This is a genomic window from Tumebacillus avium, assembly GCF_002162355.1.
GTDB lineage: Bacteria > Bacillota > Bacilli > Tumebacillales > Tumebacillaceae > Tumebacillus_A > Tumebacillus_A avium.
On record NZ_CP021434.1, the window covers coordinates 1011968 to 1027713 of the forward strand.

The 15746-nt window shown below is 54.8% G+C and carries 16 protein-coding genes and 1 pseudogene; all 17 read right to left on the reverse strand.

Going from position 1 to position 15746, the window contains the following annotated elements; all coding sequences use genetic code 11:
- Positions 1–17: 17 nt before the first annotated feature.
- The 17 genes and pseudogenes from neuB to CBW65_RS04610 all read right to left on the reverse strand — a co-directional run bounded on the left by neuB (position 18) and on the right by CBW65_RS04610 (position 15658).
- Complete coding sequence (gene neuB / locus CBW65_RS04535; protein ID WP_087455806.1) at positions 18–1085, reverse strand: N-acetylneuraminate synthase; 1068 nt, start codon at positions 1083–1085, stop codon at positions 18–20.
- Between the two features lie 2 nt (positions 1086–1087).
- Complete coding sequence (locus CBW65_RS04540) at positions 1088–1756, reverse strand: PIG-L deacetylase family protein (RefSeq protein WP_087455807.1); 669 nt, start codon at positions 1754–1756, stop codon at positions 1088–1090.
- Complete coding sequence (gene neuC / locus CBW65_RS04545) at positions 1756–2919, reverse strand: UDP-N-acetylglucosamine 2-epimerase (RefSeq protein ID WP_232463443.1); 1164 nt, start codon at positions 2917–2919, stop codon at positions 1756–1758. The genes CBW65_RS04540 and neuC overlap by 1 nt, the downstream gene beginning before the upstream one ends.
- Entirely contained in the window at positions 2903–3562 is a 660-nt protein-coding gene (locus tag CBW65_RS04550; protein ID WP_087455808.1) for an HAD family hydrolase, read from the reverse strand. The genes neuC and CBW65_RS04550 overlap by 17 nt, the downstream gene beginning before the upstream one ends.
- Entirely contained in the window at positions 3534–4439 is a 906-nt protein-coding gene (locus tag CBW65_RS04555; protein WP_087455809.1) for an ATP-grasp domain-containing protein, read from the reverse strand. Before CBW65_RS04555 ends, CBW65_RS04550 begins: the two co-directional genes overlap by 29 nt.
- A gap of 6 nt (positions 4440–4445) precedes the next feature.
- Positions 4446–5204, reverse strand: coding sequence for a class I SAM-dependent methyltransferase (locus tag CBW65_RS04560; protein WP_087455810.1), 759 nt, complete (start codon positions 5202–5204; stop codon positions 4446–4448).
- A gap of 29 nt (positions 5205–5233) precedes the next feature.
- Entirely contained in the window at positions 5234–6388 is a 1155-nt protein-coding gene (locus CBW65_RS04565; RefSeq protein ID WP_087455811.1) for a LegC family aminotransferase, read from the reverse strand.
- On the reverse strand, positions 6385–7395 hold the full coding sequence (locus CBW65_RS04570) for an NAD-dependent 4,6-dehydratase LegB (RefSeq protein WP_087455812.1): 1011 nt from the start codon (positions 7393–7395) through the stop codon (positions 6385–6387). The genes CBW65_RS04565 and CBW65_RS04570 overlap by 4 nt, the downstream gene beginning before the upstream one ends.
- Before the next feature lie 131 nt (positions 7396–7526).
- Positions 7527–7895 (reverse strand): flagellar protein FliT, encoded by a 369-nt coding sequence (locus CBW65_RS04575; RefSeq protein WP_087455813.1) that lies wholly within the window; start codon positions 7893–7895, stop codon positions 7527–7529.
- Positions 7896–7908: 13 nt separating this feature from the next.
- Positions 7909–8313 carry a flagellar export chaperone FliS gene (gene fliS / locus CBW65_RS04580; protein WP_232463444.1) on the reverse strand — a complete coding sequence of 135 codons (405 nt, stop codon included), beginning with the start codon at positions 8311–8313 and terminating at the stop codon, positions 7909–7911.
- Complete coding sequence (locus tag CBW65_RS04585; protein WP_087455815.1) at positions 8313–10190, reverse strand: motility associated factor glycosyltransferase family protein; 1878 nt, start codon at positions 10188–10190, stop codon at positions 8313–8315. Before CBW65_RS04585 ends, fliS begins: the two co-directional genes overlap by 1 nt.
- A gap of 1 nt (position 10191) precedes the next feature.
- A complete protein-coding gene (locus tag CBW65_RS04590) occupies positions 10192–10803 on the reverse strand; it encodes a DUF8042 domain-containing protein (RefSeq protein WP_232463445.1) in 612 nt (203 codons plus the stop codon).
- Positions 10804–10818: 15 nt separating this feature from the next.
- Positions 10819–11076: pseudogene (locus tag CBW65_RS25310) on the reverse strand (hypothetical protein); the annotation flags it as partial.
- Positions 11077–11078: 2 nt separating this feature from the next.
- Complete coding sequence (fliD, locus tag CBW65_RS04595; protein ID WP_087455817.1) at positions 11079–12596, reverse strand: flagellar filament capping protein FliD; 1518 nt, start codon at positions 12594–12596, stop codon at positions 11079–11081.
- An 80-nt stretch (positions 12597–12676) separates the two neighbouring features.
- Positions 12677–13522 (reverse strand): flagellin Hag, encoded by an 846-nt coding sequence (gene hag / locus CBW65_RS04600; protein ID WP_087455818.1) that lies wholly within the window; start codon positions 13520–13522, stop codon positions 12677–12679.
- 221 nt (positions 13523–13743) lie between these two features.
- Entirely contained in the window at positions 13744–14589 is an 846-nt protein-coding gene (locus tag CBW65_RS04605) for a flagellin N-terminal helical domain-containing protein (RefSeq protein WP_087455819.1), read from the reverse strand.
- A gap of 220 nt (positions 14590–14809) precedes the next feature.
- Positions 14810–15658 (reverse strand): flagellin N-terminal helical domain-containing protein, encoded by an 849-nt coding sequence (locus CBW65_RS04610; protein WP_087455820.1) that lies wholly within the window; start codon positions 15656–15658, stop codon positions 14810–14812.
- Positions 15659–15746 lie beyond the last annotated feature (88 nt).

The following is a 15746-nucleotide window of genomic DNA, read 5'->3' on the forward strand; positions in this document are numbered from 1 at the left end:
TCTCCCTTTGCTCCCGTTTAGATCAGGTCTTCTTCTTTGTACTCGCGCTCGGCGATCTGCCCCAGCACATCCCAGAACAAGAGCGGTGATTTCCCCAGACCCGGACGCTTGACGGTCACGTTCTCCTCGGTGAAAAGCTCGCCTTTGGCAATCGGTTTGGCCGCTACCAGGCTCTTGCGCGCCACCGGCTTGTTTTTCAACTCGGACGCCACCGGTGCTTTTACTGCTATCCCCAGCGCTGCTTCGATCTGGCGGATGCCGTCGACCATCGCTTTTAATTCGTCAGGCTCCAGCGACGCTTGATGGTCCGGTCCCGGCAAGCTGCGGTCGAGGGTGAAATGCTTCTCGATCAGCACCGCCCCGCGCGCCACCGCACCGATCGGCACGGCGATGCCCGGCGTATGGTCGGAATACCCGACCGGAAGCTGGAACGCCTGTCCCATCGCATCCATCGCCCGCAGGTTGACATCTCCGTACGGCGTCGGATACTCGGTCGTGCAATGCAGCAGGGTTACTTTTTCCTGCAGCATGCGCTGACCCGCTTCGGACGCATACGCCGCTTGGAATCCCTCGACGGAAGGCTCTTCCCCGCCGAGGTAGCCGTATGCCAGCACCCCGAGCGCCGTCTCGACTTCGCCGAGCGTGCTCATGCCGGTCGAGACGATGATCGGCTTGCCTGTGCGCGCCATCTTCAGGAGCAGCGGCGCGTTGGTGATCTCCCCGGACGGCGCTTTCAGACGCGGCAGGTCGAACGTACCCGCCAGCAGGTCAACGCTGTCCAGATCGAACGGCGTGGACAAAAATTGGATTCCGCGCCGCCCGCAATGCTCGATCAGCACGCGATGCGCCGCTTCGTCGAGCTCTAATTTTTTGATCATCTCAAACTGCGACTCTTGGGCACCTGTCGTCTCTTTTTGATACTCCGCTTTCTCGGCCGTTTTGGAGACGAGTTTCTCGGTCTTGAAGGTTTGGAACTTGACCGCATCCGCTCCGGCTTCGACCGCCGCGTCGATCAGTTGCTTGGCGAGGTCGAGCGAGCCGTTGTGGTTGACGCCCGCTTCGGCGATGATGTACGTTCTGCTCATGGTCAGCCGATCTCCTTTAACAGCATGAACGCTTCTGCCGCATGTGCCCCGCAGGCCGCGCCGCGCAGGGAAGCTAATGCAAGGATCGCCTGTTCGCTGCGCGGGAAGGGGAACGCGCCGAGCTCGCTTTTGAAGATGCGCATGATCTCCATCTTGTGTTCGAGGAACTCCGAGATGTCGGTAAACACATTCGGGCGGAACCCGTTGTTGTCCGGATTGATGCCAAAATCGGTCTCGGACAGCGTCTCATACGCCAAGATGCGTTTCACCGACGGATAGCGGAACCATTTGGTGCAGGACACAGCTGCGTCAAAAACGGCTTTGTGGTCGGTATGCACGTCGCCCGGGTACGGGACGTACACCACGTCCGGCTGCACAGCATTGATCACGCGCCCGATGCGCTGCACGATGTCGCCGATCGGCAAGGTGTCGAGCTGCGCAGTCGGGAAGTTCAGCTTGTGCAGGGTCTCGAATCCATAAAGATTGCCCACCGTCAAAATCTCCGCATCACGCTCTGCCACCCGCTCCGCCGTAAATCCGGCGCTTTCGGAAATGCCGGTCACGATCAGCCAGTGAATCTCGTCTCCTTGTGCCTTGTGCTTGAGCAATGCGCCGCCGCAGCCGAGCGTTTCATCATCCGGGTGCGGGGCGATAACCAGTATCTTTTTCATCAGTAGGTGATGTCCTTTATCAAAAGATTTTCGTTGATGTCCACCGTGGCGATCAGATCGGCGATACGCTGCGAACTGCGCCCGTCGCCGTATGGATTCGAGCAAGCTGCCACTGTGGCACGGTAGGTCTCATCGAACAGCGCCCGGTGCACAGCCGCACAGATCTGCTCCATATCATGCGGCACAAACTGCACGTTTTCCGCATGCAGCCGCCCTTTTTGGCGGTTGCCGACGTTGATCACCGGCAGCTTTAACAAGGGCGCTTCCAGGATGCCGGCGCTGGAGTTGCCCAGCATGCAGCCCGCCTTGCGCATGATGTTGATGAACTCGAGGCGCGGGATGTTTTTCGCTGCAAACAGGTTAGGCAGATGCTGATACTCCTGAATCGCTTTGATCATCTGCTGGCCGCCCGCATCGGTGTTCGGATAGGAAAGCACCGTTTTGATGCCCAGGCGCTGCACCGCTTCCATCGTCTGTTTCATTTGAAAATACGCCTCGTCGATCTCCGTCGAGATGACATGCTGAATCACCAGGATCAGCGGTTCGCCGGCTTGGATCTCAAAGCCCAGCCGCTCCGACAGTTCCGCATCGGTCAGCTCCGGCACTTGCAAGATGCGGTCGAGGCCCGGATTTCCTGTATTGTGCACGCGGAAGTCCTGCTCCCCAAGGCGGCGAATGCGCTCGGCGCTCTCCTCGTTGGTCGCACAATGCAGATGGGCGAGCTTCGTCACCGCATGGCGCACCTGATCGTCCACATTGCCGACCACGCGGTCGCCGCCGGCGATATGCACGACCGGGATGTTCAGATACGCGCCGACCAGCGCTGTCGTCATCGACTCCTCGCGGTCGCCCAGCACGAGCAGAAAGTCGGGACGCACGCGCGTGACCGTCTGCACCATGCCCTGCAGTTGAATGGCGAGCCCTTTGACCCGCGCCGTATCGGAATCCGCATTGAGCAGGCTCTCGATCTCGTCGGCGATTTTAAATCCATCCCGGCGAATCTCCTCCACCGTGTACCCATAGGCATCTGCCAGATGTGCCCCGGTCACGATCAGTTCCAGCTCCAAATCCGGGTGGTCGTCGATCGCCCGAAAGACGGACGACATGATGTCGTACTCCGAACGGATTCCTGTCACGCCAAGCACTTTACGCTTCTTGTGCACCTTGCTTCCTCCTTTGCATGCCCTTCACCAAAACAAAATGATAGCCCGCGTTTTTCGCCAACTCTTCATCCATCGCCCGGTCGCCGAAAAAGACGACCCGCTGCGGAGCGATCCCTCGCGAGGTCAAGGCGAGCTTGCTCAGAATCGCCGGGTTTGGCTTATGAAAACCTGCCCCGTGGTCGCCCGACACGCCCACATTTTCTGCATCGAACCAGCGACCCAGCCCCAACGCCCGAAACTTGGCCCATTGCAGCCCGCTCTGTCCGTCGGTGAGCAAAAACAGCCCGTAGCGCTGTGCAAACAGATCGAGTAGCACCGAGACCCGACCGCTCAGTTCCAACTGCGGCTCGTACCCGCGAAACAGACGCAGGCACTCCGCAATCAACGTGCCGCGCTCTCCTTCTTCCACACCGCGCGCCTGCAGCACCTCATCAAAGATGCGGTTGTACGAGCTTCCTTTTTCCAGCCAGCGGTGCAGCATTTGGCGATAGACGCTTTCTGTGTCATCCGGAGCCAGCAGGGCTGCGATCGGCCGATAGACCTGGCGGATAAAATCAAACTCGTCGTACAGCGTGCCATCCATGTCAAACCCGACCGCCTCGATCTCGTCCCAGTTAATTCCTGGGTATAAAGACTTCAGCATAATACCGTTTCATCTCCATCCCGTCCTGTACTGGTTGGGGCTCAGGCAAGGGCTGACCTTCGACAAAATGGTCGACGGCAAGCCCGATCCAATTCTCCGTCGCCGCAAAGCCCAGCGCCATGCCGCCTGCGATGCGCGTGTTGATTTCGATAAAGCGCACCGACTCATCGGACGCAAGGAAGCACTGCATGTTGACCGGCCCTTGGAACGGGAAGGACGCACAGATCTGCTCCACCCAGGCGATGATGCCCGGATGCAGGTCAACCACGCCGCCTGTCGATTTTCCTTCTTTGACTCCAAGTCGGCGGCGCGGGACGATGTAATGCGGCTTGTGGTCACGTCCGCAAAAGACGTCGATCGTATACTCCACGCCCTCGGCGAGCTCCTGGGAGATCATGCCGTCCATGTCCACCGCCTGCGTCTCCACGCGCACCCCGACCGCACCGCGTCCCAGACGGGGCTTGACCAGCGGGTAGAGCTGCTCTAACGATGCTTCCGGCGTCGGAATGCCCGCTGCTTTGAAAGCGAGGTACGTCAGCCACTTGTCTTGGAACGTCTTGACCACCTGCTCGTCCGACAAAAGGACATGCACGCCCCGCTTTGCAAAATACGCTTTGCGCTCCGCCCATCCGAGCAGCGTATCGTCGAGGGAAGGAATGACCACATCCACCGCATGGTCACGCAGCAGACCCTCGATCTGCTCCCACAAGAGCGGGTCGCTTTTTCTCGGCATCAAAATAAAATCATCTGCTAAAAACCGGCCAAAACAATTCGCATCAATATCGGACGCCACTGCGGCATGTCCGGCTTCCCGGATCGAGGAGATCAGGTAGCCGGAGGTCATGCTGCCGGATGCTTCGGTAAGGATTTTTTTCATGACCGCTTACTCGATCACGAAATACGAGCGGTACGGGGAGAGCGGCGTACGCTTCAAACGGACTTGATCCAGGCCAAATGCTTCTTTTAGAGCAACCGTCTCGCCCGGATAATGCTGGCAGTTCAATTGATCAAAGCCGATGATGCTCCCTTTGGTCAAATGCGGTTTGATCAGTTCCAGGCATTTTTTGGTGGGCTCATAGATATCAAAGTCGAAGAAGGCAAACGCGATGATCGTCTCCGGACGCTCTTTCAGGTACTGTTCCAGCGTCTTCGTTGCATCGCCTTGCACCAGTTCATATTTCTTGATGTGAGAAAGCGGGCTTTCCTGCTCATGGTAGTCGAGCACCGCTTCGAGATAGTCTTTGTATCCTTCGGTCACGGCCAGTGCGCCTTTGGCGACCGCCTGGTCGGTGCCGTCTTTTTCATGAACAGACGGAAAGCCTTCAAACGTGTCGAACCCGACGATGCGGCGCGTATGGTTAAACGGCTCGTAGATGCCGCGCAGGGATTCGAACAAAGCCAGATTTTGCCCCCAGCGAACGCCAAACTCCATGATGATCCCATTGACGTCAATGATCTGTTTGTAGATATGATCCATAAACAGCATATTGGACAGCACTTGGCGACGGGTGTAAAGAGCCGTGTTATTCAACAGTTCCGCTTGGGGGATCGGACTGGCTTGCAGCAATTCGTGCAGTTCCCCTCGTTTCTCCAGTTCGGATTGCGAAGATTGGGATTTGACTTTATAAGCATCCAAAGACATTGAGTATTCCTCCAGATCATCAAGTAGTGTTACAGGTTGGAGCTGCTGGGGATATTGAACGTGCGCCGCTCCAGACTCTCCGCTGTGCGCAAGTCCATTTTCGGACAATGCGCGAACATCGGCAGTTTGTGCATCCCGGTCCAGAACGGCCGGGTCATGATGCCAACTTCATTGGTGACAGCTAAGATCTCATCTCGCATGGCAGCCTGCGCTTCATCCAGCACGACCGCATTCAGCCAGTAGTTGCTTGTTGCAAAATCCGGCTCGGTGAAAAACGTAAGGCCTGGCAGGTCTTGCAGTGCTTCCTGATAACGCTTCGCGAGCGCCCGCTTCTGCTGCAAAAAGCCGGGCAACTGCTCCAACTGCGCGCAGCCGAGCGCCGCGTTTAAGTTGGGCAGGCGGTAGTTGTAACCGATCGCATCGTGGTGATACTCCCACTTGTGCGGCACCTTCGCCGTTGTGGTCAGGTGTTTGGCACGCTTGGCCAGCTCAGGGTCGTTCGTTAAGATCGCACCGCCGCCGCCGGTGGTGATGACTTTGTTGCCGTTGAACGACAACGCGGCGATGCGGCCAAATCCGCCGGTATGCTTGCCTTTGTAGTACGAGCCAAGCGATTCGGCAGCATCTTCGACCAGCTCCAGCTTGTACCGCTCACACAGGTCGACAAGCGGGTCAAGATCGACCGGGTGCCCAAACGTGTGCATCGGCACGACCGCTTTGATCCGCCGCCCGGTCTGCTTGTTGTAGCAGCCGTCTGCGCGCACGTCAGCGATCTCCGCCAGATAGGCGTCCAATTTGTGCGGGTCGAGCCCCAGCGCCCGCTCTTCGCTGTCCACAAAATGGGGAATCGCGCCGCAATACGACACTGCGTTTGCCGTCGCGATGAAGGTCAGCGTTGGCATCAGCACTTCGTCGCCCGCTTCCACGCCAAGAAGGAGCAGGGAGATGTGCAGGGCAGCCGTCCCGTTGACGACGGCAACCGCATGGCTGACCCCGGTGAACTCCGCTAGTCTTACTTCAAATAAATCTACATACTTGCCGACCGACGATACCCAGCCGGTGTCGAGACATTCTTTGACATAGTCCCATTCATGGCCTTGAAAATTTGGCTCGTGCAAAGCGATAAACGAGCGGTCTTCGGGCAGCACCGACCGCAATTTTTCGATAAGAAGAGGGATCATCATATATTGTAGATATCGGCTTTGTAGCCTTTAAGGTGGTCAGGATTGGTGAACCATTCGGCCGTCTCCAAGAGGCCTCGCTTGAAGCCTTCGCGGTCTCCGTATTTCGGCTCCCAGCCGAGCAGTTCTTTTGCTTTCGCGTTGGCTGCCCAGAGGCGCTCGACTTCGCTTTTTTCCGGACGCAGGCGTGCCGCTTCCGTCTCGATCTCCACTTTTGCGCCCATCACTTCGGCGATCAGCTCCACCGTCTCGCCGATCGAGATCTCGTAGTTGCTGCCGATGTTGATCACTTCGCCAACCGACTTGTCCGACTCGGCGACGGCGATAAACCCTTCGACCGTGTCTTTCACATAGTTGAAATCGCGGGTCGGGTGCAAGGAGCCGAGCTTCAGCGTGCGCTTGCCGTTGGCGATCTGGGTGATGACGGTTGGGATGATCGCACGGGCCGACTGGCGCGGGCCGTACGTGTTGAACGGGCGGATGATCGCGACCGGCGTGTCAAAGGAGCTGTAGAACGACATCGCCATCTGGTCGGCCCCGATCTTGCTCGCCGAATATGGCGACTGCCCTTGCAGCGGATGCTCCTCGGTGATCGGGACAAATCGCGCTGTGCCGTACACTTCGGACGTCGAGGTGTGGACAACTTTCTGTACGCCCAGTTCGCGGGCGGCCTGCACGATGTTCAGCGTGCCTTTGACGTTGGTGTCCACATAGGTGTCCGGCGAGTGATAAGAGTACGGAATGGCGATCAGCGCCGCGAGATGCAAGACGACATCGCAGCCTTTCATCGCTTCTTTCACCCCGTACGGGTCGCGGATATCACCCGCAAAAACATCGAGATGTTGCCGAATCTCTTTAGGAGAGTGGTCAAGCCAGCCCCACGAATTAAACGAGTTGTAGTAAACAAACGCCCGCACATCATGACCGCGCCGCACCAGCTCTTCGGTGAGGTGGGAGCCGATAAAACCGTCCGCTCCGGTCACCAGAATCTTTTTGTTTTTCAAATCCACCGCTCATCCATCCTCATCGTCTCGTTTTTCCACAAGCAATCCACAAATACTCCACAGTTACCCACGCTTATCCACAGAGTTATGCACATATCCACGGTACTTTTCCACATTACTCACAAGTCTGTCGGATATTATTTCTTTTTATCGAAAAACATCGGTCCGCTGACGTTCTCATACGGGGAGGAATAGGCATTGGACGCTTCACGCATTTGATCGCCCATCGACAACTCCTGGTATAAGAGCTGCCGTTTTTGCAAAAGTTGCCGATTCGTCTGTTGATTCAGCTCATAACCCCGCTTCATCAAGCTCTGAATCTCCAACTCTTCCGCTTTATTTTGCGGCTGCCCCTTCCCTTCCTCCTCTAAGAGCAAATAATCGGAGATCAGATCTTGGCGCTCTGTAAACAATGTTGCCAAGCGATCATCATCACCCGCCTGAAGCGCTGCTTGAATCTGCAGCGTCGTCTCCAGGATGCGCTGCGCCGCTTCCAATCGGGTCATCAGCACAGCCCCCTTACGCCTGGTCGCCAGTACGGCCTGTTTGAGTGCGGACGACTTGTGCGGCACCGTTAAACGCTTCGTGCAATTCGCTTAGGTGACCGTATACTTCTTCCAGAATCTCTTTTTCCTTTTTCAGGTTGGCTTCGATCAACCGCTGGTTGAGGTAGTTATAGATAGAAAGCAGGTTCTCTGCGACTTCACCGCCTTGGCCGCGATCGAGGGTAATGATCAGTTCATTGATAATGTTTTGAACCCGAATATTTTTCTCGTTCGCCACGGCAAAGTTGCGTTGCTCGATTCCAAGCATTGCTTCTTTGCAAAAGCGCATCGCCCCTTCAAATAACATCAGCAACAGGCGTTCCGGAGTGGCAGTCTGCACAGCTTGGTTTTGATATTTCTGGTATGGGTTGTTCATCATCACACAGTCGCTCCCTGTTTGGTTTCTTGCTGAACGCGCTCAAGCGCCACTTCGACGTGAGAGTTGATCTCATGAGCTGCTTGCAGCATCCCGGTGTACAATAAATCCGCATTGGCGGTGACGCGCATTGCTTTTGCCTGATCCGTTTCGTTCGCCGGCGCTTTGGACAGCTTGCCTTGTGTCAGGACCAGCAACAAGTGCTGCATTGTCAAATCAAGCCATTGTTTTTCGTTCAAACGCTTTAGATTCTGGTCGATACGGTCCAGTGCGGCATTTGCGGCTGCGACTTTGCCCGGGCGAAGGCGCTTCACTTTGTACAAGTCGCGCAGTTCCACGTTTTTACGCAGTGCGACTCGGCAGATCCTCTTGATCTGGTGCAAAGTGCGGTGCATGGTGTGCAAGACGTTGAGCGCAGGTTCCAGATCGTCCCCTGGGGGTTGGGCAGCTTCATCGATGATGCCGTCAATGTCGAAACTGTTCACGCAATATCGGTCGAGCGTCTCGCGCAACGTGCTGATCTCTGTGCCTTGAATCTTCGCTCCGCCTTCAGTGGCATCGATATACGTTCTGATCTTCCCCATCGCTTCGATCCGATCTTCAAAATAACGGCGAAACTTGTCCAATTGTGGATCTGTGAGGACAGGCTGGCCGTCGACCCCTTCCACGAACAACATCTTGCTTTTCGGGTCGTACTCTTTTTTCATGTCTTCAAACATCGTGCCAGGCGCATACGCCTGCCCGCCTGGATAGCCCAAATCCTGTCCGATAAAAATGACCGGGTCTGCTCCGGCGAGACATGCCGTTTCAAATGCCAAAGTTGCAACCGAACCGGAGTAGTTGAGGACACCGCGCGGTTCAAGATGCTGGGTTGCTTCGCGAATGATCGGATCAAACACGTTGGAGGAAAAGCTTCGTTCTCCATACTCCTCCACAATCTTGTGGTGTACCGGCGGCAGGAAGACGAGCGGTACTCCTTCCGGACGCACCCCGGTAAAATGCTTGTAGTTCTTTTCGGTACCGTCCAACGCGAAGATCAAGTCTGGCTTGATGCCGCGCTGTTGTAGTACGCGATAAGCCGTATCAACACATAGAATCGCAGCTTTTCCTTTGACTTCATGCAACAAGTCCACGTTTTTCGCCAACGAGGGGCCTGCCGAAACGATGATCGCCGGACGTCCGGCAAACTTGCCGGCCAAACGATTAACACCGGGATTTTTCAAAATCCGATTCAAATTGTACATCATGTTGCGCGGCCACTCTTTTTGGAAGTGCAAAATCGTGTTGTGGTCGATCCGCACGTCTTTGGCGCTAAGCGCAGTCTCTTTCGCGAACGAGGTAAGATACTCCGGGAACAAGCGGCGGTATGCCTGCCATTCCAGCCATCCTGCGTTAAACATGTTCTTGCCGATAAACTGGGACGCTTCCCTCGCAGCTTGGCGAAAATCGCCGCCGACAAGCAGATGCACATGATGATCGGTCAGAAGATCGGACAGATCAACCGCTTCCATCGCCGCTTGGAAGATCTGCCAGGACGGTTCGACGATAAACAAAGGCAAGTCTGCGCCCAGCAGGTCACGCAAAGCGCGCAGATGATACCCGAGGCCCAGCCCGACGACGATAAAAGCGCTCTGCTCCTCCTTCTTCTCGGCTTTTTGTGCAGTTGCCCAGCGCTCCGCTTCCACGATCGGCTGATAACGGGAGTAGAGCGGGCTGCTCTGACCCTCGATTTCCACTACGATGTTCGCTGCACCCGATTTGGTCGGCTCAATGCGAACGGAATGCTCTTGCTCTTGCTGCATCTTGATCGTCGTATACTGCTCAAACAGGATGCGGCGTATCGCCAGCGCCTGTTCGTTCGCTTCTAAAAACAGGCTCATCTTACGACCCCTTTCTCATCGTGTCGAGCAGTCTTTTCAATTCTTGCATCCGCTCCATCGCCTTTGACAGCGTTTCCGCAACTTCATACTCCAACAGGTCGGCGACGTCGGTCAGATTCTTCTGTTCCATCGCAGCTCCTAAATCGGCGAGTTGCCCTTGATAGGTGCCATGCAGTTGCAGCAGCTCGACGCTGCCTTTTTGCGCCAACCATGCCCCGAGTCCTCCGAGGCAGGAGTTGATCCACTCCAGCCCTTCGACCGCTTCGACGAACAAGGTGTGCGCGTCTTCGTCACGGCCTTCCTGAAACAGTCTTGAAACGCTGATCAGTCCTTGCTTCAGCTTCGGCAGATAGTCGAACGCCGTGTTCGCCAATCCTTCTGCGAACTCAACCATCGGCTGGGACGAAATAACCGCTTGTGTGATCTCGTCATGAGCAATATCTCCCAAGCTGTCCGGCAGCACTTCCACGCCGTTGATGGAGATGCCAATGATGATTCTCTCTTCTTCATTCAGGCGTTGCATCGCCTGCTCATAGACCGCCAAGAAGGTGCCTGTATCGTGTTCCGTTTCCACTCCGTCCAGATACAGGCGGAGTTTTTGTCCCGTTGCCATTTGGTAATATCCCCCTTTGGGTCCTCTTCGTACAGCGACCAGCTTGTCTCGTTGCAAATCACTCATCTGCTCTCGCACATAAGATGGCGTAATGTTCAAGATCTCGCTGATCGTTTGCGAGTTGAGTGGATGTGCGTACGAGGAGCGACGCTGACGCAATACTTGCAGAATGCTTTCTTGAATCGCAGTTCGCACAGCCATGACCACCTTTGTATACACTAGTCGACATTTACCAGTAAACAAGAGGGGCTTCGTAAAAGCCCCAGCTGTCATCTTTACTGAGTACCCATCCGTGCTTGCATAAAGCTCGCCGAAGCATTGCTTTGCTGGAGCATCATTTCCATGGAGGTAAACTGCGCTTCCAGCGTTTTGCGGCGCATGCCCAGTCTTCTGTTGAACGCTTCCATCGTATCGGTGAACGACTTAATCTGCGTGTCCATCAGATTCATGCGGCTGGGCAACAAGCCCTTCGGTGCAGACGTGACCCCGTATGTTGTGGTCGTCGTATCGGTCAGCATGAACAGCTTGTTGTACATCATCCCGGCGAGGCCATTGCCAGTTCCGCTGTCTTTCTCATCAAGTTTGTCATTGCCATCGCTGTCGACGAAAAACACTTTCATCACTTCGCTCGGGTTCTGCGTCATCGCCTCACGCAGTTTCGTGCTGTTGAGCGTCAATTTCCCGGCGACGCCGTTGTCAGCCTTATCCACTTCAATGCCGATCGAGTTCAGCGTCTTGAACATGGAACTGCTGGTAAACTGCTTACCCGTGATCTCGCGCAGCGTAGACTGAATGTTATACAGCGCGGAATCGCCGCGCAACAGCCCTTTGCTCATAAACGTATCGGTAGTCGCACCAGCCACCGGCTGCTCGTTCATCCGCGCATTGATCAATTCGGTCGTGTCGTTATACGCGGTAATGAAATCTCGAATCACCTTTTCGGAAGCTTCAAAATCCTCGGTGACGTTAAGAGAAGTCGTCGGTTCCCCCGATTTGAGCAGCGTGAGATCGACACCCATAATCACATCGGTGAGTCCCGTGTTTTTCGTACGTTCCACGTTGACTCCGTTGACACTGAATTTCGAGTTTTGACCGGCCGTAGCCGCCGTAAAGTTGCCCGATGCATCGGTCATGCCCAGTTTGCCAGTCTGGAAAATACCGCTGGCGTCATTCAATACCTGAACCGTTCGGCCGGCGCCCGTCTCTGTGGAATTTAAGATCAGCGTGTTGTCGACCACCGTTGCTTTGATCTTCATCGCTTTCGCATCGGCGCTGTCTTCCAGTGCGGAGTTGATCTTCGTCGCAATGTCGGTCAGACGGTCGGTCGCAACAATCGTGATGTCTTTCGATGTCTGCGAGGTACTGCCATCACCCGTCTGGATCTTGAAGGTACCCGACCAGCCGAGTTCCTTTGTGGTCGGATTGGCAAACGTCGTGATGCTGCCCGAACGGGATGTCCAAGCAGACGCGAGTTGCGTCACGTCGATGTTGTACGTGCCGGTGACGATCTTGTCGGCATTTGCCATCTTTGCGGTGACGACCTTGTCATCCGAAGAAGCCATTTTTTTCGCGAGCAGTTTTTGCGGGTCAGAAAGCGCCGAGACAGCTGTCTTCAGTTTGAGCAAAGAAGCGTTTATTTCCTGGTACAGCCCTTTGCGCAGTTCCGTTTTCTTTTGCTGTTGCTGCATTTTCACGAGCGGCTGCGATTCGATCATCATTAGTTTGTCGACCAGGGTCTTCGAGTCCATTCCCGAAACCAAACCGCCTAAACCGCCAAGCCCTGAAATACTCATCTCAAACACCTCCACAGCTTATTTCCTATAGAAAAGCTGGCTGGCAAATTGCCAGCCAGCTTGAGAATTTGCGAAACCGATTAGCGGAGCAGGGACAGAACGCCTTGCGGAGCTTGGTTTGCTTGTGCCAGCATCGAAGTGCCCGCTTGGGTGAGGATCTGATTCTTGGTGAACTTCACCATTTCAGAAGCCATATCCACGTCGCGGATACGAGATTCTGCTGCGGTCAGGTTCTCAGCCGAAGTTTGCAGGTTGTTGATGGTGTGCTCAAGGCGGTTTTGTACAGCACCCAGCTTGGAGCGCTCGTCGTTCACGGTGTTGATCGCGTCGTCAACCGCAGTGATGAAGTCGGAAGCTGCGCTTACTTGGGAAGCTGCGTTACCGGAAGCGATATTACCGATGCCAATGGAAGTGATACCTGCATTAAGTTGTTCCGCTTGCATGGAGTTAACGGTCAGTTGGATCGTTTGGCCTTGGTTTGCACCAATTTGGAAAGTCTTGGTGTTAAACGAGCCGTTCAGCAGTTTTTGACCGTTGAACTGGGTGGTCTCTGCGATGCGGTCAATTTCGGAACGCAGTTGGAGCAGTTCGTCCTTGATCTTCGAGCGATCTGCCTTGGTGTTGGTGTCGTTGACAGCCTGAACGCCAAGTTCACGCATACGCTGCAAGATGGAGTGCGTCTCGTTGAGCGCGCCTTCTGCCGTTTGGATCAGGGAGATACCATCTTGGGAGTTCTTTACAGCCATGTTCAGACCGGAGATCTGACCGCGCATCTTTTCGGAGATCGCGAGGCCCGCTGCATCGTCGCCCGCACGGTTGATGCGGTAGCCGGAAGACAGCTTCTCGAGGGATTTGGACAGGTTGTTGTTGTTCGCAGACAGTTTGTTTTGTGCAAACAGAGCGGACAGGTTGTTTTGAATACGCATGATTTCATCCTCCTTGATGAGTGCAAAAGTTAGGACAGCATCCGTGCCGTCCCTTCCTTATGGTTATCGGATAAAGGCACTCAAAACATAATTGGCATATCCGGTCATATTTCGTCCTTTTCCGCCACCAGCATCTATTATCTAGCTCAATCTACAAAATAGAACTAATTTCGTTTAACATAAAAAAACGACCAGTCATATGACCGGTCGTTTTACCCGAATTAACGGAGCAGAGACAGAACGCCTTGCGGAGCTTGGTTCGCTTGCGCCAGCATCGAGGTGCCTGCTTGGGTGAGGATCTGGTTCTTGGTGAACTTCACCATTTCAGAAGCCATATCCACGTCGCGGATACGGGATTCTGCTGCGGTCAGGTTCTCAGCCGAAGTTTGCAGGTTGTTGATGGTGTGCTCAAGGCGGTTTTGTACAGCACCCAGCTTGGAGCGCTCGTTGTTTACTTTTTCAATCGCGTTGTCAACTGCAGAAATCAAGTTAGAGGAAGCCGTTACTTGGTTACCTGCAGAACCTGCTGCGATGGAACCGATGGCAGCTGCGGTGATCGAGCCAGACAGGGAAGATGCCTGCATGTCGTTGATCGACAAGGAGATCGTTTGTCCTTGGTTTGCGCCAATTTGGAAGGTCTTGGCGGAGAAGGAACCGTCGAGCAGCTTTTGACCATTGAATTGAGTGGTCGAAGCAATGCGGTCGAGTTCGGACTTCAGCTGAGTCAGCTCGTCCTTGATCTTCGAGCGGTCACCAGTGGTGTTGGTGTCGTTGACCGATTGAACGGACAACTCACGCATACGCTGCAAGATGGAGTGCGACTCGTTGAGCGCGCCCTCTGCCGTTTGGATCAGGGAGATGCCGTCTTGGGAGTTCTTCACAGCCATGTTCAGACCGGAGATCTGGCCGCGCATCTTTTCGGAGATCGCGAGACCTGCTGCATCGTCGCCCGCACGGTTGATGCGGTAGCCGGAAGACAGCTTCTCGAGGGATTTGGACAGGTTGTTGTTGTTCGCTTGCAGTTTGTTTTGTGCAAACAGAGCGGACAGGTTGTTTTGAATACGCATTGATTTCATCCTCCTTGATGAGTGCAAAAGTTAGGACAGCATCCGTGCCGTCCTCTCCTTATTCGTTATCGGTCACCGCAAGGGAAATGTAAACGGGATTTTAGCTCATATTCCGCCTTCATTAGATATTATTGTCTATTATCTAGCTCAATCTAGCTGATATAACTATGTTTGCATCTATAAAAAAAAGACCGGCCATATGGCCGGTCTTTTACCCAAATTAACGGAGCAGGGACAGAACGCCTTGCGGAGCTTGGTTCGCTTGCGCCAGCATCGAGGTGCCCGCTTGGGTGAGGATCTGGTTCTTGGTGAACTTCACCATTTCAGAAGCCATATCCACGTCGCGGATACGGGATTCTGCTGCGGTCAGGTTCTCAGCCGAAGTTTGCAGGTTGTTGATGGTGTGCTCAAGACGGTTTTGTACTGCGCCCAGCTTGGAACGCTCGTTGTTAACCGTTTCGATCGCATCGTCAACAAACGTGATCAGATTGGAAGAAGCCGCAACCTGAGACGCATTGGTCCCGGCAGTTGCAATCTTGTCGATGTTCGCTTGGGTCAGGCTTACGTTGAGCGCAGAAGTGTTCATGGAGTTGACGGTCAACGACATGGTTTGACCAGCGTTCGCACCGATTTGGAAGGTCTTAGCGGAGAAGGAGCCATCGAGCAGCTTCTGACCGTTAAACTGGGTGGTATCAGCGATGCGGTCCAGTTCGGACTTCAGCTGTTGCAGTTCGTCCTTGATCTTCGAACGGTCACCAGTGGTGTTGGTGTCGTTGACCGACTGAACAGCCAGCTCGCGCATACGCTGCAGGATGGAGTGCGACTCGTTGAGCGCGCCTTCAGCCGTTTGGATCAGGGAGACGCCGTCTTGGGAGTTCTTCACACCCATGTTCAGACCGGAGATCTGACCGCGCATTTTTTCGGAGATCGCGAGACCTGCTGCATCGTCGCCCGCACGGTTGATGCGGTAGCCGGAAGACAGCTTCTCGAGGGACTTGGACAGGTTGTTGTTGTTCGCTTGCAGTTTGTTTTGTGCAAACAGAGCGGACAGGTTGTTTTGAATACGCATTGATTTCATCCTCCTTGATGAGTTGAGAAAGTTTAGGACAGCATCCGTGCCGTCCCTTCTCAATCGTTATCGGAAGATATGCGCGTTG